Genomic DNA, 24,694 nt, shown 5'->3' on the forward strand with positions numbered 1-24,694 from the left:
CGTATACTTCTCTCGGACGGTGAGAAGGGACACGGACATGGGCGCGATCCGCACGCCGCGGGACAAGTGGATCGAAGAGGGGCTGCGGGCGCTCGACGCCGGCGGGCCGGAGGCCGTCCGCATCGAGGTGCTCGCCCAGAGGCTCGGCGTCAGCAAGGGCGGTTTCTACGGGTACTTCCGCAACCGGGGCGCTCTGCTGGAGGAGATGCTCGACACCTGGGAACGGGGCGTCGCCGAGGACGTCATCGAGCGGATCGAGCGCGACGGGGGCGATGCCCGTGAGCGGCTCGCGCGTCTCTTCGCGTTCGTGGGGTCGGCCGAGTCGCCCGTGACCAGCGCCGGCGTCGAGCTGGCCGTCCGGGACTGGGCCCGCCGCGACGAAGGCGTCGCCCTCCGGCTCCGCCGGGTCGACAACCGGCGCATGGACTACCTGCGCCGGCTCTACAGCGCCTTCTGCGACGACGAGGACGACGTCGAGGCCCGCTGCCTGATCACCTTCTCGCTGCGCATCGGCGACCACCTGATCGCGGCCGACAACGGCCCGCGCGACCGCACGGAGGTCCTCGCGGCGGTCAGCAGGCGACTGCTCACCTGACCCCCGCCGCGCCGGAGAGGTTGCAGGCGTGGGGAAAGGCGCCGCCCGCGGAGGTCCGGACCGCCCCGCCGGAGGACGGTGCCCGGCTGACACGGCGTGCCGTTTCCCGGGAGTCCCCGCGGGTGCGCGGCCGGCCGCTGCTCGAGGGCGCGGCGCAGCACACGAAACGGTATGGGGCGCGGCAGCGGTCATGGCGTGCCACGAGCGCAAGGGCCGGCGGGCCGGGCACACCGCAGCCGCCGTCACCTTCACCGCGGCCCTGCCCTCGCCCGACCCAGGGTGCGGATCGCCCACGCCCTCCCCGCGCTGCTCCCGGTGCTCGAACAGGTCGCCAGCGGCGCGCACACACCTCCCACGTCGCGGCCGGCGCGGTCATCGGTGCCGCCTCGGCGTACCGCGACTACCGGACCGGGCGACTGCTCCCCCCGACTCGGTACGGCGGCCGGCCGGTGGGGCACCGGGCGGGTGATCTACGGTCCCCTTCTCGGCAGATGCCGGCCGGCGGCCCGGCAGCCACCGCCACCTCGTCCTCCGACGCCCCTTCGCGGGGACCGTCGGTGTGGGGCCCGGGCGAGGGCGTGGACCTCCCGGTCGGTGCGTGTTGTGCGACCGCAGCGGCGGCCTGCAGGCATCGGCGGGCCTGTCGCCGCGGAGGCCTCCCGGCTGTGGCACGAGGCGCGCCGGCCCCCCGCGCGCGTACGTTGCTACGGGCGGCGGCAGAGCCGATGCGGAGCGGGGCCGGCGTCGGCTCGCAGGGCGGCGAGAATTGCCCCCTCCACTCCTGCGCCTGCCCTGTCCCGCCCGCCCTGCACGCCGCGTGGTACCGGCTGACATGCAGCGCATCTATCGCGAAGGGGCTCGAAAGCCTCGGCTCCCGTCGCTGCGCGTTTGTCCAGGGGCTGGCCGCAGCAGAACGCCCCCGCGCCGCCTGGGCTGTTTCACGGCGCGGCTGGTGCTGGTCCGCCTTGTGGTGCCCGTCTTCCTTGCCCGCGGGCGGCCCGGAGCAGAGGTGGCGGTCTTCGCACCGGCTTAGGCGGGCAGCCCGGCGACGACAGAGACCGGGACGACGCCCGGGTTGGGAAGGCCGGCCCTTGTTTACTTACGGGTCGACCCGTAGGGTAAATCTCATGAGCTCTTCCCCGCCCTCCAGGGGGCGTCCCAGGGATCCCCGATCGCACGAGGCGATCATCCGCGCGACCGCAGAACTGATGGTCGAGGTCGGCTACGCCGCGACGTCGATCGGGGCGGTGGCCGCGCGGGCCGGCGTCGGCAAGGACACGATCTACCGGCGCTGGCCGGGCAAGCCGGAGCTGGTCTTCGAGGCCGTGTTCACGACCACCGATGACCTCCCGCCCCCGGACACCGGGACGCTGGCCGGGGATCTGACCGTGCTGCTGCAGGGTCTGGTCGACGAGTTCCGCGCGCCTGCCGCCGCGGCGGCACTCCCGGGGCTGCTGGCCGACTTCGCAGCGGACCCGGAGCTGAGGGCGCGCATCCGCGGCGACTTCCTGGCTCCGTCGAAGGCACGGCTGCTGGTCGTCTTCGAACGCGCCGCGCTGCGCGGCGAGATCGCGGGCGAAACGCCGGTGGACCTGGTCCTGGACACGCTGGCAGGAGCTGTGTTCTTCCACATCGGGCTGATCGGGGAGCACCCCGACCAGGAGCTCGCCGCACTGCTGGCCGCTGTCGTGGCCAAAGGAATCGAGGTCCGGTGAACGGCTGGCTCCTCGCGGCAGGGATCACCGCTCTGGGCGTGACCGCGATCCACATCGTCGGCGGGCACCGCGATGTGGTGCGCCCGCTGCTGTCCTGCGGGCTCGCGGACGAACCCAAGCGCGTCCTGCACGCCGTCTGGCACATGGTGAGCGCCGATCTGGCGCTCTCCGGACTCGCCCTGCTCTTCCTCTCCCTGGCGAACGGTACGCCGGGTACCGGCCTGGTGGCGTGGTTCGTGGCCGCCCACTTCACCGCGTACGCGGCGGTGTTCCTGGCCGTCACACTGTCCGTCGGCTGGCCCCGGCCCCTGCTCCGCCTACCGCAGTGGATTCTGCTCCTGCCGGTCGCAGCGCTGGCAGCGGCCGGCGCCGCGTAGCCACCCTGCCGGATCGCGGGCGGCGCAGGTCCCCGCCTCGACGGTGCGGAGAGTGCGCTGCCCGCCACGGCATCCTGAGGGCGGCCGTGATGCCCCTCGTGGTCTGCCTTCACTCCGGCCTGGCCAGTGTGGCGCACGCCCGCGGTCCCGGCGCCCGGCTCGCACGGCCTTTGCGCCGGCCCGGACTGCCCTTGCTGCCCACCTGCGCAAAGGATCACACGGCGGACGGCCACCCAACTTCGACGGAGACCCATTCGGCGAACCGTCGGAGAACTTGCGAACGATGCGGGCTGCCGGCACGGAGGTGCTGATGTCGTGCTCCCAGCGGTCGTGGTCACCCCGCTCCCCACATGACCGGCCGGACAAGTCCTAGTCGTCCACGGCTCCCGGGGCCAGGGCCGGTGCCGGGAACGCGAAGCGGGCCTCGGCGCCCGACCACCAGACACCGATGGCGAAGACGGCAGTGGCCTCCAGCAGCGCAGCGCGATCGAGCCCGCCGCAGGGCAGCGGCGTGCAGCCCATGGAGGTGACGATTTCTGCCACGCGCGCGGCGGCGCCCGGCTCGTCGGTGCAGAACGGGACCGCAAGGGGGGACCCTTCGAAGGTCGGCCGTTCCGTGGTCCAGATGCTCTCGTGGCATACCCCGAACGCCTTCACCACGTGGGCGCCGGGGGCGGCGTCCGCGATGAGCCGGGCGACGGAGGTGGCGCCGCCGGTGGTCAGGACCGGGCCGTCCTCGCCCGGCGCCATGGGAACGGTGCAGTCGATCACCGTCCGCCCGGCGAGCAGGTGGGCCAGCTCCTCGGCCAACTGCGGCGCGGCGCTCGCCGGTACGGCGATGAGTACCGCTTCCCCGAAGGCCGCGGCATCGGCCAGGCTGCCGAGCCTGGAGGCGCCGGTGAGCAGGGCGGTGCGGGAGGCCGCCCCAGTGTCCCGACCACCCACGAGTACGTCATGGCCGGCCCGTACCCAGGCCGCACCGAGGGCGGTGGCCATCGCCCCTGTACCAAGAATGCCGATGCGCATGTGCTTGCTCCTGTCGTCCATGCCGAAAGATCCGCGAGGTGTGACGGAAAAGACGCTAGGGGCGCCGATGCACACCACATGGTGTGCATCGGGCCGGGCAGGATCAGCACATGGGCGACATGGGGGCAGAGGCAGACGAACAAGGCCTGGACGAGTACCTGGGCGGCCGCGAGTACGCTGCGGACTGCCAGGCGAGGGTGGCTTTCGACGTACTGTCGAACCGCTGGGACAGCGTGATCGTGTACATCCTCGGCGAGAGCGGACCCATGAGGCCGCGTGCGCTGATCACCCGCATCGGTGGGATCAGCCCCAAGGTCCTCAACGAAGCCCTGCGCCGCCTTGAGTACAACGGCCTGGTCGTACGCCGGGCGTACGCGGAGGCCCCGCCGCGCGTCGACTACTCACTCACCGAGGCGGGCCTCGCGCTGCTGGGCCCGATCCGCGCGATGGGGATGTGGGCCGGACGCTACACCGAAGCCGTCCTGGCGGCCCAGGCTTGCTTCGCACCCCGAGAATCTCGCCCGCACAGCCGCCGAGGGGCTGTCCCGTAAATGCACTTCGGTCGCCGCGGAATGGTTGATCTCGGTGTCGTCATACGGGCGAAGACGTACTCGACGCGGGCCCGGACCTGCTTGTGAGATCGGTTGACCCCTACCCGGTCCGGCAGTTCCGCATCTGCACCTCCACGTCGCAGCACGGTCGCCAGTGTTCCCGAAGGCGTGAGGGCTCAGCCCGGAGAAAGGGGCTGCGCGGGGACGGCTCCGGCGCCGCGATCGCACCAGTCGCGCCGTGATGGTGGCATCCAGGGGAGGCCGAGCGCGTGCTCTTCCGCCCAAGTGCCCGCGGCCGTCGGGCATGGGCCTGAGGATCGGCACGGATGCCGAGCGAGCCGGTGCGTCTGCGGGCCTGGTACAGCGCGCACGTGACCCTTTGCGTGCAGACCGGTCTCCGGCGTACGCACCCGGCGGGGTGCGTGATCCCGCGCTGGACGAGTCACAGGGCATCAACGCCGCCTGGCCGGAGGCATCCCTGCGGGTGTTCGCCGAAGCCACTGACTTGCGGATGCGCCACCGTGTCCTGCTGGATCTGCCCACCTCCCGCGCGGCATACCCGTTATAGGTGTTGAGGTGGTGCCGCACCCGCGGCATCACACCCTGCATCCACGCCCGCTGATCGGCCGCGACGATCCGATTCCGGCAATCGGCCGCGAGGCCACCACCTGCCGCTCACCCGCATGACCGGCCAAGCCGTGCAGCAGCACGACCGGCTTCCCCCGGCCCGCCCCCATCCCGGCAGACAGGACCAGCCCCATCACGCAAGACCACACGCTCGGACCACAGCACGACCGCCCGAGGAATCGTCCTGCCCCGATCTTGCCCCGGCAGCCACGAGCCGCGCTGAGGGCCGCCCTTGTCGAAGGCACGTCGCCGTGAAACACAGGCCACGTCCGCGGCGACGGTGCCCTGCGACCGCAGCAAGGACACTGCCACTGTCAGACCCAGCTGGCAGCATCAGCGAAGTGAACGCCCTGAAGCGTCCTCCACTCACCCCCGTCGCGAACGCAGAGGAGCATGTCCCTTGCGACTGCATGGCGTTAGCGCCCGGCATCGCTGCGGGCATCCTTGCCCCGGCCCTCCTGCTCGCCCCCGTCCTTCGCGGCCACGGCGGTACGATCGGGTGACGGTGCCCCGCGGTGTCCTCGTCCGCGTACGAGCCGGACGCCGACGACCTGAGGTGGCCACAGTCCGGATCCTCGCCGACCCGGACAGCGGCCGACGTGTGACACGAGCACGGCGCCGCACCACAGCGCGTCGCCCGGGTGGCAGCCCCTGCCGCACGCCCGGTCGCCGGAACGTCGCGAATCCGAGCGGGGGCCGCCTGTACTTCCGTGTGCCGGCGTCCCAGCCCGGCAGGCCCTGTGGTCGGCTCGGCGCCCTCCGCAGAGCGCCGTGGCCTCGCCGCCCGGTCCGGTATGGGCCGCTGACACCTCCGACAGCAGAAAGCACATTTCTTCGATGACCACACAACCTCCACGCACCGGGCACAGCGGTCCGCAGACCGCTTCCGTTGCGACCGACCTGCCGTTCAAGCCTCAGCTCGTCAAAGCAGTGTTCAGGGACGTGACGTCGTTGCACGTCTCCAAGTCGGCCGCGTGGGCCGCCGCGTCGGTGACGCGGACCGTGTTGACGGAGATCATCGAGGGCGCGAGAAGCGCGGCGGCCGAGGAGGGCAGGAAGAGGCTCACTCCCGAGGACCTCATCTCGGCGATCGACCGGAACGTCGAGGTGGAGGTGGGATCGGCGTGGTACCTGCACAGCCCGACCTTCCACGGCCGGATGGGCGAGGTGCGCAACGCCGATGGTGCTCTTGTGTCTCTTCGTGAGCGCCGCGGGGCGCGTACACCGAGTGGTGTGGCCGGCGCCCACCGGTTCGAGGCAGGGGTGAGAAGGCTGCTGAGGAGTCGGGGGGTGAGGGCGGTCCCGGCGACGGTCCGCGACCTGGACGGAATCGCGAGCGTGTTCCTGACGGACCTGGCCCGGGACGCGGCCATGGTCGTCCGCGAGGGCGGGGTCAAGCGGTTCGGGACGGTCAGTCTGATGGTGCCGGGCGAGCCGGCCCCGGCCCCGCTGCTCAAGGACCCCCTCCTCGCCCTGTCCACCCGCCGCGGCGACGGGAGGACTGTGGGAGGGGACGACGTCCTGGCCGCCGGCACGATTCAGCTGTTCGGCGATCTCAGACGACGCGCCATCTCCGAGGCAGCCGAGAGGACACGGAACACGCCGGCCAACTGATCGGGCCTGCCCCTGCGCTCTGCCCTCTGCGCAGGGTTCCCGGGTGTACGCGGCTCCTGGAATCCGGCGCCCGCATTCGGCTCCGGTCGGCTCGCAAAACGGGCTCGCCGCACAGGCGCGGACCGTCGGCCGCAGGCACCCCAGGGGGAAGACCTTCCTTTCCGCCGTGTTCGCCGGTGGCTGGGTCGGAGCCGGTGACTCCCGGTGCCGGCCCCGATTCAGGGGCGTCGCCGACGACGTACGGACTGCTCGTCATGACGCCGCCCTCCTGGGATCGCGGCCAGGTGCCCGGGGCCGGGCGGGACCATCACGCACAGGTCGTCCTGGACGTAAGCGGCGAGGACCGGGGGCCCCGGCGCGGGCTGATCGGCAGCACGGCGAGCGTCCATGCCGCGACCGAGCGGGCTGATCGCGACCGCCTCCCAGAGCCGGCCGCACGCCGGCCGGCCGTCCAGCTCCCGGCCCCGTGACGGTCAGCCGCGCCGCCATGCGGCATGCGTCCGCTACCCGGCCGACGGCTTCGCCGAGCAGGTCACCCTCGCCCTCGACGCGGCGGTCGCCGATCGCCCCGACACCGAACCGCTGCGGAAACTGGTGCTCGCCTCGTGATGATCTTCCTCGCGGTGCTCGGCACACTGCTGCTGTTCGCCGTCGGCTACGTGCTGCGCGGCGTGTACTTCATCCGCAAGGCCAAGCGGCTGGAGGCGGAGGTCGCCCGGCTGGACGCCGAGACCGACGCGAACCGCGCCGAGGCCGCCCGCGCGGTCGTCGCCCGCGGCTTCGTACCCGGCGACCGGCTGTACACGGACGCGTGGGCACCGGTCCCGGCCGAGCGGACCGCCGCCGAGACCGCGGTCCGCGCCGGGGACTGGGAGGCCGGCGCCGCCTGGATCGAGGCGGCCGGCCAGGACTGGGACGAACGCTGGGAGCGCGTCCGCGCCCTCGCGGAGCTCGCCGCAGAGGACGACGCCTGGCTGCTGCGGTGGCAGGCCGCCCGGCCCGCCGACCCCATAGCGGCGCAGGTCAACGCCGACGCCGCCGTGCTGGTCGCGTGGAACGTACGAGGCTCCCTGCGGGCCAAGCACACCACCCGCGAGCAGTTCCGGGTCTTCCACCAGCTGCTCGGCAAGGCCCAGGAGGCCGCCCACGAAGCCCAACGGCTGGCCGACCCCGCCGACCCGCTCCCGTACATGATCGAGCAGCCGATGGCGATGGGCCTGGGCTACTCGCACGAGCAGTACGAACGCCTCTGGGCGGAGATCATGGAGCGGGCCCCCAAGGCCCTGGGCCCGCACACCGGCGCCCTGCAGTACTGGTGCGCGAAATGGTGCGGCTCGCACGAGCGGGCGGAGTCCTTCGCCCGGGCCGCCGCGGCCAAGGGCGAACCGGGCGAGCTGCTGTCGATGCTCCCGCTGTACGCCTGCTTCGAGCAGGAGCAGCACGAGGACGACATCGACCCGGACGTCTGGCTGAAGGAGCCGCACATCGTGGCGGCGGTGGACGCGGCCCTGCTCGACGTGGACGCGGCCGACCCGGACGACCGGCGCGTGGTGCGGGTCCGCCACCTTCTGGCCTGGTTCCTGTACTGGCAGGACCGGTACCCGGAGGCCCTGGAGCAGTTCCGGCTGATCGACGGCTGGATCGGCCACGCCCCGTGGACGTACTCCTCGGACCCGAAGGGCCGGTACCTCAACGTCCGGGACTACACCGTCCGCCAGGTGCACGGCACCGACTGACGCCGGGGACACCGCACCGCGGGCACGGGCGGGTGGGGATTCCCCGCCCGCCCGTGCCCGCGGTGCACGAGGAGGCCACGGACGCTCACGTACCGCCGTCCGCCCAAGCTCCCGCCCCCCGCTTCCCGCTGGGGGAGCCGCCCCGGCTCGACGCGGAGGCCGCGCCGGACGCGCCGGCCGGGGAGAAGCCGGCGCTCACCGCCGCCCTGCTGCGGCTGCGCAGCAGCCGGCCCGGGCTGTTCGAGGGATGACGGCCTTGCCCGCCCGCGGCACGGCGGCGGAACACCGCCCGGCCTCGACCCCCTCCCCGGCCCCGCGGTCGTGGCCACCCGATTCTCCGCCGGGCCGGCCGCGGCGGGCGGCCGGCGCGGGATCGCGCTGCTCCTGCCGCCGGGCCCGCGGTCCCCGCTCCCCGGCCTCGCGGGCGGCGCGGAACCCCGTACGAGAGGGCGGCGGAGCCGTCCGGCCCGCCGGCCCGCGCGCCGGTGGTGGCGGTCCTGCGCGTGGGCCCGTACGTCCGGTTCCCGCTCTGCCGCCCCGGCCCGCTGCCCTCGCTGCGGACGGGGGCGGCACCCGCCGCCTGCGGGCCGCCCCGATCGAGCTGAACCCGTCTTCACCGGCTCCGCGGACTTCCCGGATCCCTTCCCGCCCCGGCCGGAAACCTGCCTCCGCGAGGACGGCGCTCGCCATCGCCGCCGGATCCCCCGGGCGCTTACTGCCACGGGCCTGCGGAGTCGGTGTCGACGGCCGCCTGGCTGCCGACGGTCAGCTCGGTGAAGGCGGCCGCCGCGCCGGTCAGCGGGACGCGGGAGAACACCGCCAGGGGGCGGTGCCACGGCGGGTCGAGGGAGAGCAGGAGACAGTCCTCGCCGATGGCGCCCCGGACCATGTGCGCGGGGGCCATGACGGTGCCCACCCCGGCTGCCGCCATCCGCACGGCCGTGGACGTGTGGTCCGTACGCAGCACCGTGCGCGGGGTGAAACCCACCGCCCCGCAAGCCCAGTCCAGGACGGGCTGCCCACCCACCAGCGGCTCCATCGCGCAGCGGACCCAGTCGCGGTCGGCGAGCTCGGCGAGGCGGACGGCTCCGCGCCCGGCGAGGGGGTCGCCCGACGGGACGACGATGACCAGCTCCTCGCGGCCCACCCGCACCAGGGGGCCCGTCCAGTCCTTGGGCTCGGGGCCCACGGCGAGGTCGGCGGCCCCGCGCTCCAACTGCTCCTCCAGGGCGTCCGTGGAACCGTACTCGCGCAGCACCAGGGAGACCCCGGGGTACAGGGCCCGCCAGCGGGCGGTGACGCCCGGGAGCATTCCGACCGCGATGGCGTGCACGGTCGCGATGTGCAGTTCGCCGCCGGCCACTCCGGCCGCCGCCCGGGCGGCCCGCTCCGCCTCGCGGGCGCTGCGGACGGCGAGCTGCGCGTGCGGCAGGAAGGCGCGGCCCATGGCGGTCAGCCGCACCCCCCGCGGCAGGCGCTCCAGCAGCGCGCCGCCCACGGCCGTCTCCAACGCCTTGACCTGGTGGGAGAGGGCGGGCTGGGTGACGTGCAGGGCGTCGGCGGCCCGGGTGAAGGAGGACTCCTCCACCACGGCGAGGAAGTACTCCATCTGACGCAGACTCATGATCGGCAAGCATAAGGAACCTGCATGGGGTCCAGAACATCTTTGCCTTGGACGGCGGGGAACGGCCGGTACAGGCTCGGTACATGAGCAACGACAGCAACAGCTTCGGCGACGGCACTGCGGACGTGATCGTGATCGGCGGCGGCACCGGCGGCTACAGCACCGCCCTGCGCGCCTCGGCCCTCGGACTGACCGTGCTGCTCGCCGAGCGCGACAAGGTGGGTGGGACCTGCCTGCACCGCGGCTGCATCCCCAGCAAGGCCATGCTGCACGCGGCCGAACTCGTCGACGGCATAGCCGAGGCGCGCGAGCGCTGGGGCGTACGGGCGAGCGTGGAGTCGGTGGACTGGGCGGCGCTCGGCGCGACCCGGGACGACATCGTCGGCCGCAACCACAGGGGCGTGGAAGGCCATTTGGAGCACGCCGGGGTGCGGGTGCTGCGCAGCGGCGCCCGGTTGACCGGTCCGCGGTCCATCCGGACCGAGGACGGGCGGGAGTACACCGCCACCCGGGGGCTCGTGCTGGCCACCGGGTCCCGGCCGCGCACACTGCCCGGGCTGCAGCCCGACGGGCAGACGGTGGTCACCAGCGACGACGCGCTGTTCGCGCCCGGGCTGCCGGCTTCGGTACTCGTGCTGGGCGGCGGGGCCATCGGCGTGGAGTACGCCTCCTTCCACCGTTCCATGGGGGCCGAGGTCACCCTGGTCGAGGCGGCGGACCGGCTGGTGCCGTCGGAGGACGCGGACGTGTCCCGGCACCTGGCACGAGGCCTGAAGAAGCGCGGCATCGACGTCCAGACGGGCGCCCGGCTGGAGGGTGCGGCGGTGGGGGACGGGGTCGTCCGGGCCACCGTGCGGACCGCGCGCGGAGAGCTGCGCGGGCTGGAGGCGGAGCAGCTGCTCGTGGCGGTCGGCCGGGTCCCGGTCACCGACGGGCTCGACCTTGCAGCGGCCGGACTGGCCACCGACGAACGCGGGTTCGTGGCGCCGGCCGACTGGTCCCGGCTGGAGACCGCCGTCCCCGGCATCCACGTCGTCGGCGACCTCCTGCCGCCGCCCTCGCCGGGGCTGGCGCACGCGTCCTTCGCGGAGGGGCTGCTCGTCGCCGAGACACTGGCCGGGGTGGCGAGCGCGCCGGTGGACTACGCGGCGGTGCCGCGGGTCACCTACTCGGCGCCGCAGACCGCCGCCGTGGGGCTGACGGAGCTGCAGGCGCGCGAGGCGGCGTACGACGTGGTGGTGAACACGATGCCGCTGACCGCGGTGGCGAAGGGGATGGTGCACGGGCAGGGCGGCACGGTGAAGGTCATCGCCGAGCGGGGCGGACGGGTGCTGGGGGTGCACATGGTCGGGCCGCACGTGTCCGAGATGATCGCGGAGAGCCAGCTGATCGTGGGGTGGGACGCCGAGCCGTCCGACGTGGCCCGCCATATCCATCCCCACCCGACGTTGTCGGAGGCGGTGGGCGAAGCCTTCCTCTCGCTCGCCGGCCGAGGGCTCCACCAGCAGTAGCCGCCCGCCGGGGGGTGCCGCTCCACCGGCCGAGGTGCCTGCGTCAGCCGTCGGCCACCTGGTCCGCGCCGGCCTGTGGTCCGCCTCGGCGGTGGCCCGCGGTTCCCCGACATCCCCCTCGGACCAGGTGGCCGCCCTCGCTCGCTGCGGGACCTGCCCGCCCTCGACCGGCACGTTCCCCTCGGCCGGGGCCGGCCCGCCCGCCGCCCCGGCGTGGGCCGTACCGACTTCGACCAGGTCGTCAGGCTCGGGTGACTGTCCCCGGTCGGCCGGGGGTTCCAGCCACTCGGCGGGGATGTACCCGACGATCGCCGGATGGCCGACGGAGGGCATGGCCCTCCAGGCTGGTGGCATGACACAGCGTGCGCAGGAGCGACACCGGGCTGCGCAAGGGCGCGCTCGGGGAGTTCCGCGGTACGGCACGGGCGGCGAGCGGCATCTGTCTGGCTGTCGTCAGCTTTGACCTCCGCGCTGCCGTTGTGCCCGCGCTCGCCGCGACGGCCGTCGAACCGGCCCCCTGAACCGAGCGCCACGGCCGTTCGGGCCGATGCCCGCCGCTGCTGACGCGCTGCGCCGGAGAGCACGTAGGAAAGGAATTTTGTGAACACCGCATCCGCCCCGGAGGCGACGGGTGCCGACGCCCCGCGCACCCGCGAGACGCTCAAGGCGCTGTACGGGTACGTCCGACCGCACCGGTGGACCGTCGTACTCGGTCTGCTGCTGGCGCTGGTGGGAACGGCCGGAGGACTGCTGCAGCCGCTGGCCACGAAGGCGCTGGTCGACCGGCTCTCGTCCGGCGGCACGCTCGCCGACATCCTGCTGGCCCTGACCCTGCTGGTGCTGTTCGGCACGGTGGCCGAGGCCTTCGGCGCCTATGTCCTGGAGCGGACGGCGGAGTCGGTGGTCCTGGCCGCTCGGCGCAGTCTGATCGGCCGGCTGCTGCGGTTGCGGCTTTCGGCGGTTGACCGGGTGCAGCCGGGCGATCTCATGTCACGGGTGACGTCCGACACCACACTGCTGCGGGCCGTCAGCACCCAGGCCGTGGTCAACGCCGCGACCGGCGTGCTGGCCCTCGTCGCGGCGCTCGTCGTGATGGCCGTTCTGGACGCCGTCCTGCTCGGCGTCACCCTCCTCGTGGTCGCGGTCGTCGGGACGGGCGCCGCCCTGGTGATGCCGAGGATCGGGCACGCCGCCGAACGCTCCCAGGCCGCGGTCGGGGAGATGTCCACCGACCTGGAGCGGGCCCTCGGCGCGTTCCGCACGGTGAAGGCGTCCGGCGCCGAGGAGCGCGAGACCGCCCGCGTCGAGGCGTCGGCCCGGCGGGCGTGGCGCCACGGCGTGCGCGGTGCCAAGTGGGAGGCGCTGCTGGGTACGGCGGACAACCTCGCCGTCCAACTGGCGTTCCTCGCGGTGCTCGCCGTCGGCGGAGCGCGAGTGGCGTCCGGGGACATCCCCGTCTCCACGCTCATCGCCTTCCTGCTGTACCTGTTCTACCTGATGGAGCCGGTGTACAAGCTGGTCGAGGCCGCCTCCGCGTACCAGGAGGGCTCGGCCGCGATCTCCCGGATCAAGGAGGTGGACCGCCTGGCGGCGGAGCCGCCGGCCACGAACCCGCCGGAGCGAACCGCGGCGACGGCAGCCGTGCCGCGTCCTGCGTCGCTCTGCTTCGAAAACGTGTCCTTCCGGTACGGGCCCGGGCTGCCGTACATCCACCGGCAGGTGGACTTCGAGGTGCCGGGTGCCGGGATGACCGCCTTCGTCGGGCCTTCGGGCGCGGGCAAGTCGACGGTCTTCTCGCTCATCGAGCGGTTCTACGAGACGACCGGCGGCCGCATCCTGGTCGACGGCGAGGACATACGCCGGTGGCCGCTGTCCGAGCTGCGGTCCGCCATCGGGTACGTCGAGCAGGACGCGCCGGTGCTGGCCGGCACCCTGCGGGAGAACCTGGTCTTCAGCGCGCCCGGCGCGACGGACGACGACATCCGCGCCGTCCTCGCCCGGACCCGGCTCGACGCCCTCGTCGAGCGTCTCCCGCACGGCCTGGACACCCTGGTCGGGCACCGCGGCTCGAAGCTGTCCGGCGGCGAGCGGCAGCGCGTCGCGATCGCCCGCGCACTGCTGCGCAGGCCCCGCCTGCTGCTGCTCGACGAGGCGACCTCGCAGCTCGACGCGGTCAACGAGTCGGCGCTGCGGGATGTCATCGTCGAGACGGCACGCGAGACCACCGTCCTGGTGGTGGCGCACCGCCTGTCGACGGTGACGGACGCGGACCGCATCGTCGTCATGGACGCCGGCCGGGTCCGAGCGACCGGCACCCACGAGGAGCTCGTGGCGGAGGACGAGCTGTACGCGGAGCTCGCCGCGACCCAGCTCCTGCTCCCGGCCGGGCGTCCCGGCAGGTGAGCGCAGTGCGGGGGTTGTCCCCGCCGCACGGCGGGGACAGCCCTGCCGGGTGGCGGAGCGGCACCGGGCATCCGTCGATGACGGCGGACCACACGAGGCGTGGGGCCGGGGTCCCAGCCGCTCGGAGTGACCGCCGGGCCCGCCCGGTCCCGGCGGTCCCTCCGAGCGGGCAGCCACGGCAGCTGAGCCGGGCGGGCGATGGAGGACCCGGCCCGGCCAGGCGTCAGCGGACGTACACGGCCGGCTTGGTGGCGGCGTTGAGCAACGCCTCCAGCGGTCCCCGGCGGAACAGACGGGACCAGACCGCGGCGAACACGATCGCCCCGAGGATGGACATCAGCACCGGCGACCAGGACACCTGGGTGCTCTCACCGGCCGGTACGCCGAGCACGGACTGCACGAGGAAGTGGCCGACGTAGGCCGTCAGGGACATGGTGCCCACAGCGATGACCGGCTTCGCCAGGCTGGGCAGGCGCGGTACGCGGTCCATCAGCGCCGTCGCGCCCACGACCACGAGGATCGCGACGCCCACGCTGCCGACGATGTCGAACGTGGTGCCGCTGTGCGGTCCCGCGGACAGCAGATCCGAGGCCGGCCGATGTGTCGTGAAGGATCCGCTGCCGAAGGAGGACGTCTTCTCGAACACGGCGGACGACTTCGCCTCCTCCGCCATGCTCCGCAGCGCGTCCTCGCCCGCCAGCTGCAGGGACAGCCCGTAGGCGCCCGCCGTCAGGGCGGCACCGAACGCGGCCAGGCGCCGGCGGACGGATGCGGCCGACAGGTCGAGGCGGGCCAGCGCCATACCGGCGACGACGAACGACATCCACGTGATCGCCGGGTAGAAGCCGGTGAGCAGCAGATCCAGCACGCCCACCTCGCTGACCTTCTTGAGCGGGTCGTAGGCGTCGACGGTCTGCCGGACGGACTCGCTGAGCCGGGAGTTCAGGACGAACGCCAGCTGCGGTGTGGCGAGCGCAAGGCCCGCGGCGGTGATCGCCAGTGCCTTCGCGGACAGCCGCAGGAGGGGCAGGGCGAGGAGGAAGTAGACGCCGTAGAAACCGAGGATGATCACACCCCCGTACTCCATCGCCAGCACCGTGCCCAAAGCCAGCAGGACCACGGCACGGATCGCGATCCGCGCCGTCGCCTGCCTGCCGGCCGGCCCGGTCTTCGGCTCACGGCGGCCGGCGATCAGCATCAGCGAAAACCCGGCGAGCGTGGCGAACAGGACGGACGAGTGACCGTCGGCCAGATACCGGACCCAGCTGCCGACACCGTGCGTGGACGACAGCACCGGGCCGATGTGGACGATGTACATGCCGAACACCGCCAGCGCACGGGCCAGGTCCACGCCGACCAAACGTCCCATCGGGGGGCCGCCCGAGGGTGTCCCGGCGGAGTCGGGCGAGGCTGCGGGCACGGGAGGCGCGTTCTCCCGCGTAGCTGACGTCGCCTGCGGCGGCTGCATCTGTGTCATACGAGGAATCTCCCGGTGCTGCACGGCAGCGGACCATCCCGCAGGCTTCGGTGAGACCCCCGCCGACAGGCGAGGACCGCCCCGCCGACCGGCGGGCCGGGGCGGACGGTGACGTGAAGGCGCCCCCCGCATCTCGCCCTTCAGGCCACTCCGACGGCAGCAGCCGCACCCCCCGAACGGCTGGAGCCCACCCACCGGGTGGCCACCGTTCACGGGCGATCACGTCACCGCGTACCCTGCCCGGCGTACGGTCGAGCCAGGCGGACACCGGTCGAGAGCGCGGAGCACCGGGCGGACGAGTCGCCGGGCAGCAGCCGGATACAGCAACGGAGCAGACGAGTGCGAGGCGGGACACCGGTGATCCGGGTAGTGGTGGTGGACGACGAGGCCCTGGTGCGGTCCGGCTTCCAGATGATCCTGAACGCGTCCGACGGCATCGAGGTCGTGGCGACCGCGCAAGGGGCCCAGGCGGCCGACGTCGTCCGGCGCGAGCTGCCGGACGTCGTCCTCCTCGACATCCGCATGCCGGACGTGGACGGCCTGACCGTGCTGCGGCAGATCCGGACACTGCCCGAACCGCCGCACGTGGCCATGCTGACCACTTTCGACACGGACGAGTACATCCTCACCGCACTGCGCTCGGGAGCATCCGGCTTCCTCCTCAAGGACACCGAGCCCGAACAACTCGCCCAACTCGTCCGCACCCTCGCCGCCGGGGGAGTGGTGATGTCGCCGAAGGCCTCGCGCGCGCTGCTCCGCAGCCACCCCGGGGCCGGAGCACCGCAGGACGCCGACATCGCGCGCGTCGGGCTGCTCAGCGACCGGGAACGCGACGTCCTCGTCCTGATCGCGGAAGGACTCTCCAACGCCGACATCGGCACCCGCATCCACCTGAGCACGGGCACCGTCAAGGACCACGTCAGCTCGATCCTGACCAAACTGCGGGTCAGCAGCCGCGTCCAGGCCGCACTCCTCGCCGAGCGGGCCGGCCTGCTCACCCACAACGACGACGACACGACCCGGGACTACGGCCGGTGAGCACGGGCCGGGCACCGTGGCGGCGACTGCCGCCCCGGGCCGTCGACACGGGCCTCGTCGCACTGGCCGCGCTCGACGCATGGATCAACCTCCTGGGCGAGGGCACCCCTGTCATGTGGGCCTGCGCCGCCGTCGGCTCCGCAGGACTGTTCCTGCGCAGACGCTTCCCGCTGGCCGTCTTCCTGCTGACCCTGCCCATGACCCTGTTCATGGACGTCGCGGTCGCCCCGATCGCCGCCCTGTACACCCTGTCCGCCTCGACCCGCAACCGTCTGCTCCTGGCGGGTTGCGCCCTGCTCAACGCGGCCGCGGGAACCCTCGTCTGGCCGTTGGCCGACGCGTTCGCCGAAGACCGGGCCTGGACGCTCGTCCAGTTCGTCTACACGCTGGCCACCGCCGTCGCCCCCGTCCTGTTCGGCCAGCTCGTGCAGGCCAGGCGGGACGTGGCCCGCCAGCTCGTCGAGGTCGAGGAGGCCCGGGAACACGAACGCGCCCTGCACGCCCAGACCGTCCTCGCCCGCGAGCGCGCCCAGCTGGCCCGCGAAATGCACGACGTCGTCTCCCACCAGGTCAGCCTCATCGCCGTACAGGCCGGAGCCCTGCAGGTCGCGGCGAAGGACCCCGACGCCCGCGAGGCAGCCCGCACCATCCGCACCCTGAGCGCGAACACCCTCGACGAACTCCGCCACATGGTCACGCTGCTCCGCGCCTCGGGCGGCAAGACGACCGAACTCAGCCCCCAGCCCACCCTCGCCGACCTCCAGCAGCTCATCGCCAACAGCGGCATCGAGACCACCCTGACCGGAGGGCTCCCTCCCGGCATCAGCACAACCGCCCAGCGCACCGTCTACCGCACCGTCCAGGAGGCCCTCACCAACGTGCGCAAGCACGCTCCCGGAGCCCGCGCCGACATCCGCCTGTGGCACGACGCCGACCACTTCGGCGTCACCGTCACCAACACCGCCCCCACCCGCCCGTCCGTCGCCCTGCCCAGCGCCCGGCACGGCCTCATCGGCCTGAAAGAACGCGCCGAACTGCTCGACGGCACCCTCACCGCCGAACCCACCCCACAAGGCGGATACGAGATCGAACTACGAGCCCCCACCCGCCCCGCCTGACCCCAAGCCCCCCGAGCCCCCAGAGGCCCCCGAGGTCTGGCCCGCGCTCCCGACCTGAGGCCGCCGTCCGGCCGTCGGGACCGCCACGGACTACTGCTGGCCGGGGCCGATGACGGACTGGCCGATCTGTTCGGCCAGCCACGAGGCGTGCCGTTCGTCGTGGGAGGACCCGCGGCGGCGCACCGTCACGAGAACGGTGTGGTCGTCGGTGCGTTCGCCGACACCGATGTGGCGGTTGTTGAACAGGAGGAAGACCCGGGCATTGTTGGGTTCGCCGTGGAGATCGAGCTCCGGTAGGTCGGGCCAGAGCAGCCCGGACCACCAGATCCGGCCGATGTTTGAGCCGACCAAGGCGGTGAACTCGTCCTCGATGGAGCCCACGGGCCGGTACTCCATCGATGCCCAGAGCGGCAGGTGCGGAGAGAGGAACTCCGGATCGCTCCGGAGGTCGGACGCGTGGACACCACCGTGCAGACCCGTCGGGTCGGAGGGGTCACGGGTCCAGTCCCCGATGTCCTCCTTCCGGAACCAGGCATCCGGCAGAGCCTCCCGTATCCGCAGCACCTCGGAGACGGTGCGCAGCTCGACGTCGACCGACACCTCGGCGTGCTGCCGGTCACCGACCGCCACAAGCCGACGTGCCACGGACAGTGCCAGGGCAGGGTTGGGGGTGCGGAAGACCGGGTACGTGATCGGGCTGGACATGCGAGCACCCTGCCACAACCGACAGAGGCTTGACCAGGCAAAATGCAGTGGCGGCGGCCCGTGGCGGCGTGTGAGGGTTCGGCGCATGGGCAACTCCGTGGCATATCCCGTTCTCCGGACCACCGACGCGGCCGAGGCGTATACGCAAGCCAAGCGCCTGTGCGCCCTGATGGCGGAGCGCGACGACGAAACAGGGCTCTTCGCCGAGTTGCGCACGGTCGCCGATGTGCGGAAGATCGCCGAGGTCTTGCCCGAGGCGGGCTTCGAGTACCCGGAGTTGCGGACCGGTCCGGCGGGTGAGCACCTCTGGTTCGACCTCGACGTGACGACGGCGGACGATGCCGCACTGGGGCCGCACCTGCCGCTGGACGTCATGGTGCACGTTCCGAAGGAGAGCGTGGAGGAACGCTTCGTAGCCGCTCTCGGCCGGGGCATGGCCGCGATCGACTGGCACGGCTCGTGGCCGGACGAACCGCAGGCCGGTCACCACGGGTCGCCGAAGTACGACGGGGTCCAAGTGGTGTTCCACGGCGATGACGCCCAGTGGGGCCGGTGGGCCGAGCATCACACCGTCTTCGTGCACACGGGCAAGTTCGGCGACCTGCTTCGGGCCCGGAAGCTCGCCGGTTACATAGGCAGTGACGTCTTGGGCGAGCCGCAGACCGGATGGTGATCCGCCCTGAAGTCGGCGGAGATCGCCTGCCGCACCGATGACGCCCACGACCGGTACAGAAGCCGCGCCGGTACGGGCGTCCACCTTCGGAAGCGGCAAGCGCACCCCGGACTGGGTCGCCTCCCGGCGGATCGGCCGCGACGGACGGGCGAGCAGACCCTGACGGTCGTTCGACAACCCCGACGGCGACCGCCTGCCACTGCGACCGGGCCGGACCGATTGCGGTCCGGCCCGGCGGCGCCAAAGCCCGCGCGGCACCCGGAAGCCGGCCGCTTCGTGCCGCTCATGGAGGTCTACGATTCCGAGCGGACACCGTGGAGCGCGACCCGGCGGGAGGCCCACGCCAACGACCAGGCGTCCCCGGACATGCCGATCGCGGTCTCCGCCGCCTCGAACCGTTCCAAGGCGGACAAGGATCGGCGGAGTGGCTGTCCTCGGGCGGCCCCTACCACCGCATCCACGCGGCCACCTGGGTGGAATGAAGGTCTCCGGTGGGCAGGAGGTCGTGGTGACGCCAGTGCGGGTCCGGGCCGGCCCGGGTCATGCCTGCTGCTTGGTGTCGATCTCGGCGATCAGGCCCTCGATGAGGGTCCGGATCTTGTCGCGGATGGGGCGGACTGCCTCGACGCCCTGGCCGGCCGGGTCTTCGAGCTGCCAGTCGAGGTAGGTCTTGCCGGGGAAGTACGGGCAGGCGTCGCCGCAGCCCATGGTGATGATGTAGTCAGAAGCCTGGGCGGCCTCGGGGGTGAGGACCTTGGGGGTCTGCTCGGAGATGTCGATGCCGAGCTCGGCCATCGCGGCGACCGCGGAGGGGTTGATCCGGTCGCCGGGCATCGATCCGGCGGAGCGGACCTCTACGCGGTCGCCGGCGAGGTGGCGCAGGAACCCGGCGGCCATCTGGGAGCGCCCGGCGTTGTGGATGCAGACGAACAGCACGGACGCGAGCGGGGTGGCGGACATCGGCTCTTCCTTCGGGAGCGGGCGACCGTCGGCACGCCGGGAGGGACGAGCCGCGCATCGGCCAAACAGTTCACCCCAGGCTGGTATCAGCCTCGGATGATGTGACAGTATCAGTGCATGCTGACGTCAGTCGACACTGAACTGATCCGGGTGCTTGCCGACCCGCTCCGGCTCAAGATCGTGACTCTCCTCGCGCAGGAGACGCTGTGCACCACCCACCTCGTGGAGGAGACGGGCGCGAAGCAGACGAACCTGTCCAACCACATGAAGGTGCTGCGCGAGGCCGGGATCGTGGACACGGAGCCGTGCGGGAGGTTCATCTACTACCGTCTGCGCCCGGACGTCCTGGAGGCGCTCGCCGGCCAGTTCGCCGGCCTCGCCCGGACCGCACGCGCCACCGCCGAGGCGAACCTCAAGCGGTCCTGCCCCTGACCTCCCCCGCCTGCCCGAGGAGAACTCCGCCTTGACCGCCACCGAACCCGCCACGAGCGACGCCACAGCCGCCGCTCCGGCGCCGCACCCCGCACCGGGGGCAACCCCGCCGTGCAAGCCGCTCCCGTCCCGCGCGGCCGCCGAGCTGGTCGGTACCGCCGCTCTGGTCGCGATCGTGGTCGGCTCCGGCATCCAGGCCACCGAGTTGACCGACGATGTCGCGCTGCAGCTGCTGGCCAACTCCACCGCCACCGTCTTCGGCCTCGGCGTCCTGATCGTTCTCCTCGGCCCGGTCTCCGGCGCCCACTTCAACCCCGCTGTCAGCCTCGCCGAGTGGTGGACCGCCCGCCGCGGCGGCCCGGGCGTCACCGGCCGCGAGCTCGCCGCCTACATCCCCGCCCAGATCACCGGTGCGATCGCAGGCGCCATCCTTGCGGACGCGATGTTCGGGCAGCCGCTGGTGAAGTGGTCCACGCACGAGAGGTCGGCGGGCAACCTCCTGCTGGGCGAAGTGGTGGCCACCGCCGGCCTGGTCCTGCTGATCTTCGGCCTCGCCCGTACCGACCGGCTGCGGTTCGCCCCCGTCGCGGTCGCCTCCTACATCGGCGCCGCGTACTGGTTCACCTCCTCCACCTCCTTCGCCAACCCAGCCGTCACGATCGGCCGTGCGTTCACCGACACCTTCGCCGGGATCGCCCCCTCCTCGGTCGCAGGCTTCATCGCCATGCAGCTGCTCGGCGCCGTCGCCGGACTGTGCCTGGTCACCCTGATCTTCACCGACACCAGGCGGGACCAGAGCGCCGGGGAGCCCTCGCTCCGATGACGCAGCGCATGGACGCGGTGGTGATCGGCGGCGGCCAAGCCGGGCTCGCCGCCGGCTGCCACCTGCGCCGCCTGGGCATCGAGTACGTCGTCCTGGACGCCCATCCGGCGCCCGGCGCCCGCCGCGGTACCTGGCCGACGACATCGACGGCCGGGCCCTCTTCGACGCGGTGACCGGCCGCCGCCGGGCCCTCGACGAAGGCCGCCCCGGCTGGTCAACGGAGTCGGGGGCGGCGTCGGCCTCGCCGTCGCCCGGCTGGCCATCGGGCGCGAACTACGTGTGATCGGCACCGGGAGCACCGCCAAACGCGCCCACGCCGAGGTCATCGGGGTGCGGTTCGTCGACTACACCGCCGAGGACGTCGCCACCGCGGCACGCGAGCTGGTTCCGGACGGCTTCGACGGGGTCGTCGACCTGGCCGGGGGCACCTCGCTGCGGACGGTCGCTCCGCTGGCCCAGGAGCCCCGCAACGTCATCTCTGTGGGGGATGTGTCCGTGTCCGAGCTCGGCGGGCGTTTCGTCGAGCGTCGCGTCGACCGCGAGAACCTGGAGCGGTCGGCCCGACTGGCCCTCGACGGACTACTCGCACCCGTGATCACCGCGGTCCATCCGCTCTCGGACGCTCCGGCCGCCCTCGCCACCGTCGAGAGCGGTCATACCTCGGGCAACGTGTCATCAAGGTGGCATGAGAAGTGCCCGCCGTCTGACCTTGTCGACCTTCCGTTGCGGGCGGACGAGAACCCGTGGTCGGCGCATCATCCACTGAGCACGTTCAGGCGTACGCCGACAGTCCGCTCACCGCTCACTCCACGAGCGTGCTGCGGCGCTCCAGCAGGATCACGTCCCGCCATGTGCCGTGGTGGCGGCCGATGCGTTCGCGGGTGCCGATCATGCGGAAGCCGGCCCGCTGGTGGAGGGCGAGGCTGGCGGTGTTCTCGGGGAAGATCCCGGACTGGATGGTCCAGATCCCGGCGGCCTCGGTGGAGGCGATCAGGGCGTCCAGGAGGGCTCGGGCGACGCCCCGGCCGCGGGCGTCGGGGTGGACGTATACGGAGTGCTCGACCACGCCCGCGTACGCGCACCGGTCCGAGACGGCGCTCGCCGCCACCCACCCCAGCACGGTGCCGCCGTCGTCGAGGGCGACGAAGCGGTGCTGGGGCAGCCTGCCCTTGTCGAAGGTTTCCCAGGTGGGAGCCCGGGTTTCGAAGGTGGCATTGCCCTCGTCGATCCCGGCCTGGTAGACGGCCAGGACGTCCTCGGCGTGCTCGGGCAGGAGTGCTTCGATCCTCACCCTGCTCATGCGGTCGCCTTCGCAGCGCCGGCCAGGAGCGCGCCCATGGCGGCCAGGACGGCGGGCTCGACCCGGTAGTACACCCACGTGCCGCGGCGCTCGGAGGACAGCAGTCCGGCCTCCTTGAGCTTCTTGAGGTGGTGGGAGACGGTCGGCTGGGAGACGCCGACGTCGGAGATGTCGCACACGCATGCCTCTCCGCCCTCGTGGGAGGCAACGGCGGAGAACAGGCGCAGGCGGACCGGGTCGCCGAGAGCCTTGAACATCTTCGCCGCGACCTCCGCCTCGTCCGCGGACATGGGGCGCTCGTTCAGCGGGGGGCAGCACGCGACGACGTCTGGCTCCAGCAGCGGCAGAACCTTCACATTCGGCATACGTCTATGTTGACACATGTCGAATCAGTCGGGTGGCCGGGTTCACCGGGCAGGCCCGGGCCGGGTGTGCGGCGAGGCGGCGCGCTGCCCGGCCCACGCCGCGCAGGCTGTTCGAGGACGGGCTGCGCTGCCACTCCAGCCCCACGAACGCGAGCCCCGGGCGGGCGAGGGAGGCGCCGTCGCGGTGGCGGGGGCGCCCGGCGGAGTCCAGCGCGCCGTGCAGGCGGGCGAGGTGGGGCAGGTGGGGCCGGTATCCGGTCGCGAGGATCACCGCGTCCGCCTTTTCCGCCGTCAACCCCGAAGGATTAGATAAATGTCTATGTTGACGTCTGTCGATACAGGTGCCATGCTGATCACGCAAGCCATAGACAAACGTCGAAACACCAGGAAGTCGTCATGAACGAGCAGGCCACCCCCACCACCCCCCACCGCACCGAACCCGCGGCCTCCTGCTGCGGCCCCGCCCCCGTCCAGCCCGACGCCGAGTCGACCCCTGCCCACCCCTCCCCGTGCTGCGGCACCCGCGAGGACGCGGAAGCAGCCGGGACCTGCTGCGGCCCGCAGGCCAAGCACGAGGCCGTCGCCGCCGGCGCCCGCTGCTGCTGACCCCCACCCACGTCCACCCCGCTGCCGCTGAACACCGGAGACACGTCATGAGCGAGACCACCACCGAGCTGCCCGTCGTCGTGATCGGGGCCGGCCCCGTCGGCCTGGCCGCCGCCGCCCACCTCCGCGAGCGCGGCCTGGACTTCCTCGTCCTCGAAGCCGGCCCCCACGCCGGGACCGCGACCCGCGAGTGGTCGCACGTGCGCCTGTTCTCCACCTGGGGCGAAGTCGTCGACCCGGCCGCGGAGAAGCTCCTCGCACCGACCGGCTGGGTGAAGCCCGACCCGGCCACCTACCCCACCGGCGGCGGCTGGGCAGCCCTCTACCTCCAACCCCTCGCGGACGCCCTCGGCGACCGCGTCCGCTACGGCGCCCGTGTCACCGGCGTCTCCCGGGCGGGCAGGGACCGCATCGTCGACGCCGACCGCGACGCGCAGCCGTTCGTGGTGCACACCGAAACCGGCGACGGCCGCGAGGAGCGGCTCTTCGCCCGCGCCGTCATCGACGCCTCCGGCACCTGGTCGACCCCCGGCCCCGCCGGCGCCGGCGGCCTCGCCGCCCTCGGGGAGAAGGCGGCCGCGGACCGGATCACCTACCGCGTCCCCGACGTGAAGGACCCCGCCGTCCGGGCCCGGTACGCGGGCAAGCGCACCGCCGTCATCGGCTCCGGCGCATCCGCGTTCACCGCTCTCGCCTACCTCGCCGCCCTCGCCAAGACCGACGACGGCCAGGGCACGCACGCCACGTGGATCCTGCGCCGCGGGATCTCCGGCTCCACCTTCGGCGGCGGTGAGGCCGACCAGCTGCCCGCCCGCGGCGCCCTCGGCCTGGCCGCGAAGGCCGCAGTCGAAGGCGGCTACGCCGCCGCGGTCACCGGCTTCCGCACCGACGCCTTCGAGCGGGACGGAGACGGCCGATTGGTCCTGGTCGGCGAGGACGGACGCCGCCTGGACGCCGTGGACGAGGTGATCGTGCTGACCGGCTTCCGCCCCGACCTGACCTTCCTCGACGAACTCCGCCTGGGCCTCGACGAACGCCTCCAGGCGCCGCTCGCCCTCGCGCCGCTGATCGACCCCAACCAGCACTCCTGCGGCACCGTCTACCCCCACGGCCAGGCCGAGCTCTCCCACCCCGAGAAGGACCTCTACCTCGTCGGCATGAAGTCCTACGGCCGCGCCCCGACCTTCCTCGCCATGACCGGCTACGAGCAGGTCCGCTCCATCGCCGCCCACCTCGCCGGCGACCACGAAGCCGCCGAGCGCGTCGAACTCGCCCTCCCCGAAACCGGCGTCTGCGGCGGCGCCGGCCTCTTCGACCAGCCCGAGGCTGCCGAGCAGGAGCAGAGCGGCGGCTGCTGCGCGGCACCGGCCGCCCTCACCATCGGCGCACCCGCCACGGCCTCCTCCGGCGGCTGCTGA

27 protein-coding genes and 1 pseudogene are annotated in these 24,694 nt (G+C 72.8%); 20 read left to right on the plus strand and 8 right to left on the minus strand.

Going from position 1 to position 24,694, the window contains the following annotated elements:
* Positions 1-37 precede the first annotated feature (37 nt).
* From IE170_RS19410 to IE170_RS19420, 3 genes are all read left to right on the plus strand, one after another.
* The gene (locus IE170_RS19410; RefSeq protein WP_189810729.1) at positions 38-595 is read left to right on the plus strand and encodes a TetR/AcrR family transcriptional regulator; all 558 of its coding nucleotides are present in this window, start codon (positions 38-40) and stop codon (positions 593-595) included.
* A 1,127-nt stretch (positions 596-1,722) separates the two neighbouring features.
* Positions 1,723-2,310: a TetR/AcrR family transcriptional regulator gene (locus tag IE170_RS19415; RefSeq protein ID WP_189810674.1), complete on the plus strand. Its 588-nt coding sequence runs from the start codon at positions 1,723-1,725 to the stop codon at positions 2,308-2,310.
* The gene (locus tag IE170_RS19420) at positions 2,307-2,687 is read left to right on the plus strand and encodes a hypothetical protein (RefSeq protein WP_189810675.1); all 381 of its coding nucleotides are present in this window, start codon (positions 2,307-2,309) and stop codon (positions 2,685-2,687) included. The genes IE170_RS19415 and IE170_RS19420 overlap by 4 nt, the downstream gene beginning before the upstream one ends.
* Positions 2,688-3,056: 369 nt before the next feature.
* On the opposite strand, the gene IE170_RS19425 is transcribed toward IE170_RS19420, so the two are convergent.
* On the minus strand, positions 3,057-3,734 hold the full coding sequence (locus tag IE170_RS19425) for an NADPH-dependent F420 reductase (RefSeq protein ID WP_189810676.1): 678 nt from the start codon (positions 3,732-3,734) through the stop codon (positions 3,057-3,059).
* 98 nt (positions 3,735-3,832) lie between these two features.
* Between IE170_RS19425 and IE170_RS19430 the strand changes: the two genes are divergently transcribed.
* The 5 genes from IE170_RS19430 (at position 3,833) to IE170_RS19455 (ending at position 8,492) form a co-directional block, all read left to right on the plus strand.
* A complete protein-coding gene (locus IE170_RS19430) occupies positions 3,833-4,264 on the plus strand; it encodes a winged helix-turn-helix transcriptional regulator (RefSeq protein ID WP_189810730.1) in 432 nt (143 codons plus the stop codon).
* Between the two features lie 1,464 nt (positions 4,265-5,728).
* Positions 5,729-6,505, plus strand: coding sequence for a hypothetical protein (locus IE170_RS19440; RefSeq protein WP_189810677.1), 777 nt, complete (start codon positions 5,729-5,731; stop codon positions 6,503-6,505).
* A gap of 387 nt (positions 6,506-6,892) precedes the next feature.
* On the plus strand, positions 6,893-7,114 hold the full coding sequence (locus tag IE170_RS19445; protein ID WP_189810678.1) for a hypothetical protein: 222 nt from the start codon (positions 6,893-6,895) through the stop codon (positions 7,112-7,114).
* Complete coding sequence (locus tag IE170_RS19450) at positions 7,111-8,241, plus strand: hypothetical protein (RefSeq protein ID WP_189810679.1); 1,131 nt, start codon at positions 7,111-7,113, stop codon at positions 8,239-8,241. The genes IE170_RS19445 and IE170_RS19450 overlap by 4 nt, the downstream gene beginning before the upstream one ends.
* A 53-nt stretch (positions 8,242-8,294) precedes the next feature.
* Positions 8,295-8,492 carry a hypothetical protein gene (locus IE170_RS19455; RefSeq protein ID WP_189810680.1) on the plus strand — a complete coding sequence of 66 codons (198 nt, stop codon included), beginning with the start codon at positions 8,295-8,297 and terminating at the stop codon, positions 8,490-8,492.
* Between the two features lie 461 nt (positions 8,493-8,953).
* Here IE170_RS19455 and IE170_RS19460 read toward each other — a convergent pair whose 3' ends face one another.
* Positions 8,954-9,865 (minus strand): LysR family transcriptional regulator, encoded by a 912-nt coding sequence (locus IE170_RS19460; RefSeq protein WP_223856292.1) that lies wholly within the window; start codon positions 9,863-9,865, stop codon positions 8,954-8,956.
* Positions 9,866-9,948: 83 nt separating this feature from the next.
* Here IE170_RS19460 and lpdA point away from each other — a divergent pair, with 83 nt between their 5' ends.
* The 3 genes from lpdA (at position 9,949) to IE170_RS19475 (ending at position 13,779) form a co-directional block, all read left to right on the plus strand.
* A complete protein-coding gene (gene lpdA / locus IE170_RS19465; protein WP_189810681.1) occupies positions 9,949-11,376 on the plus strand; it encodes a dihydrolipoyl dehydrogenase in 1,428 nt (475 codons plus the stop codon).
* Between the two features lie 362 nt (positions 11,377-11,738).
* Positions 11,739-11,897 carry a hypothetical protein gene (locus IE170_RS19470; RefSeq protein ID WP_189810682.1) on the plus strand — a complete coding sequence of 53 codons (159 nt, stop codon included), beginning with the start codon at positions 11,739-11,741 and terminating at the stop codon, positions 11,895-11,897.
* Between the two features lie 79 nt (positions 11,898-11,976).
* Positions 11,977-13,779 carry an ABC transporter ATP-binding protein gene (locus IE170_RS19475; RefSeq protein WP_189810683.1) on the plus strand — a complete coding sequence of 601 codons (1,803 nt, stop codon included), beginning with the start codon at positions 11,977-11,979 and terminating at the stop codon, positions 13,777-13,779.
* A 223-nt stretch (positions 13,780-14,002) separates the two neighbouring features.
* Here the strand turns inward: IE170_RS19475 and IE170_RS19480 are convergent, their stop codons facing one another.
* Positions 14,003-15,148: a DUF418 domain-containing protein gene (locus tag IE170_RS19480; RefSeq protein ID WP_223856291.1), complete on the minus strand. Its 1,146-nt coding sequence runs from the start codon at positions 15,146-15,148 to the stop codon at positions 14,003-14,005.
* A gap of 465 nt (positions 15,149-15,613) precedes the next feature.
* On the opposite strand from IE170_RS19480, the gene IE170_RS19485 reads away from it, so the two are divergent.
* Positions 15,614-16,294, plus strand: a complete 681-nt coding sequence (locus tag IE170_RS19485) for a response regulator (RefSeq protein ID WP_268255659.1) — start codon at positions 15,614-15,616, stop codon at positions 16,292-16,294.
* Positions 16,291-17,412, plus strand: coding sequence for a sensor histidine kinase (locus IE170_RS19490; protein WP_189810685.1), 1,122 nt, complete (start codon positions 16,291-16,293; stop codon positions 17,410-17,412). The genes IE170_RS19485 and IE170_RS19490 overlap by 4 nt, the downstream gene beginning before the upstream one ends.
* Positions 17,413-17,502: 90 nt before the next feature.
* Here the strand turns inward: IE170_RS19490 and IE170_RS19495 are convergent, their stop codons facing one another.
* Positions 17,503-18,117 carry a hypothetical protein gene (locus IE170_RS19495; RefSeq protein ID WP_189810686.1) on the minus strand — a complete coding sequence of 205 codons (615 nt, stop codon included), beginning with the start codon at positions 18,115-18,117 and terminating at the stop codon, positions 17,503-17,505.
* 85 nt (positions 18,118-18,202) lie between these two features.
* On the opposite strand from IE170_RS19495, the gene IE170_RS19500 reads away from it, so the two are divergent.
* Positions 18,203-18,790, plus strand: coding sequence for a hypothetical protein (locus IE170_RS19500; protein ID WP_189810687.1), 588 nt, complete (start codon positions 18,203-18,205; stop codon positions 18,788-18,790).
* Between the two features lie 540 nt (positions 18,791-19,330).
* Here the strand turns inward: IE170_RS19500 and IE170_RS19505 are convergent.
* On the minus strand, positions 19,331-19,750 hold the full coding sequence (locus IE170_RS19505) for an arsenate reductase ArsC (protein ID WP_189810688.1): 420 nt from the start codon (positions 19,748-19,750) through the stop codon (positions 19,331-19,333).
* A 117-nt stretch (positions 19,751-19,867) separates the two neighbouring features.
* Here IE170_RS19505 and IE170_RS19510 point away from each other — a divergent pair, with 117 nt between their 5' ends.
* The 4 genes and pseudogenes from IE170_RS19510 to IE170_RS32755 all read left to right on the plus strand — a co-directional run.
* The gene (locus IE170_RS19510) at positions 19,868-20,182 is read left to right on the plus strand and encodes an ArsR/SmtB family transcription factor (protein ID WP_189810689.1); all 315 of its coding nucleotides are present in this window, start codon (positions 19,868-19,870) and stop codon (positions 20,180-20,182) included.
* Between the two features lie 31 nt (positions 20,183-20,213).
* Complete coding sequence (locus IE170_RS19515; protein WP_189810690.1) at positions 20,214-21,005, plus strand: aquaporin; 792 nt, start codon at positions 20,214-20,216, stop codon at positions 21,003-21,005.
* Positions 21,002-21,178 carry an NAD(P)-binding protein gene (locus IE170_RS19520; protein WP_189810691.1) on the plus strand — a complete coding sequence of 59 codons (177 nt, stop codon included), beginning with the start codon at positions 21,002-21,004 and terminating at the stop codon, positions 21,176-21,178. The genes IE170_RS19515 and IE170_RS19520 overlap by 4 nt, the downstream gene beginning before the upstream one ends.
* Positions 21,179-21,335: 157 nt before the next feature.
* Positions 21,336-21,665 (plus strand): annotated as a pseudogene (locus tag IE170_RS32755) (zinc-binding dehydrogenase); the annotation flags it as partial.
* A 142-nt stretch (positions 21,666-21,807) separates the two neighbouring features.
* Here IE170_RS32755 and IE170_RS19530 read toward each other — a convergent pair.
* From IE170_RS19530 to IE170_RS19540, 3 genes are read right to left on the minus strand one after another with little or no spacing between them, the layout of a single operon-like run.
* Positions 21,808-22,305: a GNAT family N-acetyltransferase gene (locus tag IE170_RS19530; RefSeq protein WP_189810692.1), complete on the minus strand. Its 498-nt coding sequence runs from the start codon at positions 22,303-22,305 to the stop codon at positions 21,808-21,810.
* Positions 22,302-22,670 (minus strand): ArsR/SmtB family transcription factor, encoded by a 369-nt coding sequence (locus tag IE170_RS19535; RefSeq protein ID WP_189810693.1) that lies wholly within the window; start codon positions 22,668-22,670, stop codon positions 22,302-22,304. The genes IE170_RS19530 and IE170_RS19535 overlap by 4 nt, the downstream gene beginning before the upstream one ends.
* A 4-nt stretch (positions 22,671-22,674) precedes the next feature.
* On the minus strand, positions 22,675-22,965 hold the full coding sequence (locus IE170_RS19540; RefSeq protein ID WP_308428418.1) for a hypothetical protein: 291 nt from the start codon (positions 22,963-22,965) through the stop codon (positions 22,675-22,677).
* 101 nt (positions 22,966-23,066) lie between these two features.
* On the opposite strand from IE170_RS19540, the gene IE170_RS19545 reads away from it, so the two are divergent.
* Positions 23,067-23,276: a hypothetical protein gene (locus tag IE170_RS19545; protein WP_189810694.1), complete on the plus strand. Its 210-nt coding sequence runs from the start codon at positions 23,067-23,069 to the stop codon at positions 23,274-23,276.
* A 47-nt stretch (positions 23,277-23,323) separates the two neighbouring features.
* Entirely contained in the window at positions 23,324-24,694 is a 1,371-nt protein-coding gene (locus IE170_RS19550) for an FAD-dependent oxidoreductase (protein ID WP_189810695.1), read from the plus strand.

Origin of the sequence: Streptomyces toxytricini (genome assembly GCF_014649915.1) — a bacterium.
Taxonomy (GTDB): Bacteria; Actinomycetota; Actinomycetes; order Streptomycetales; family Streptomycetaceae; genus Streptomyces; species Streptomyces toxytricini.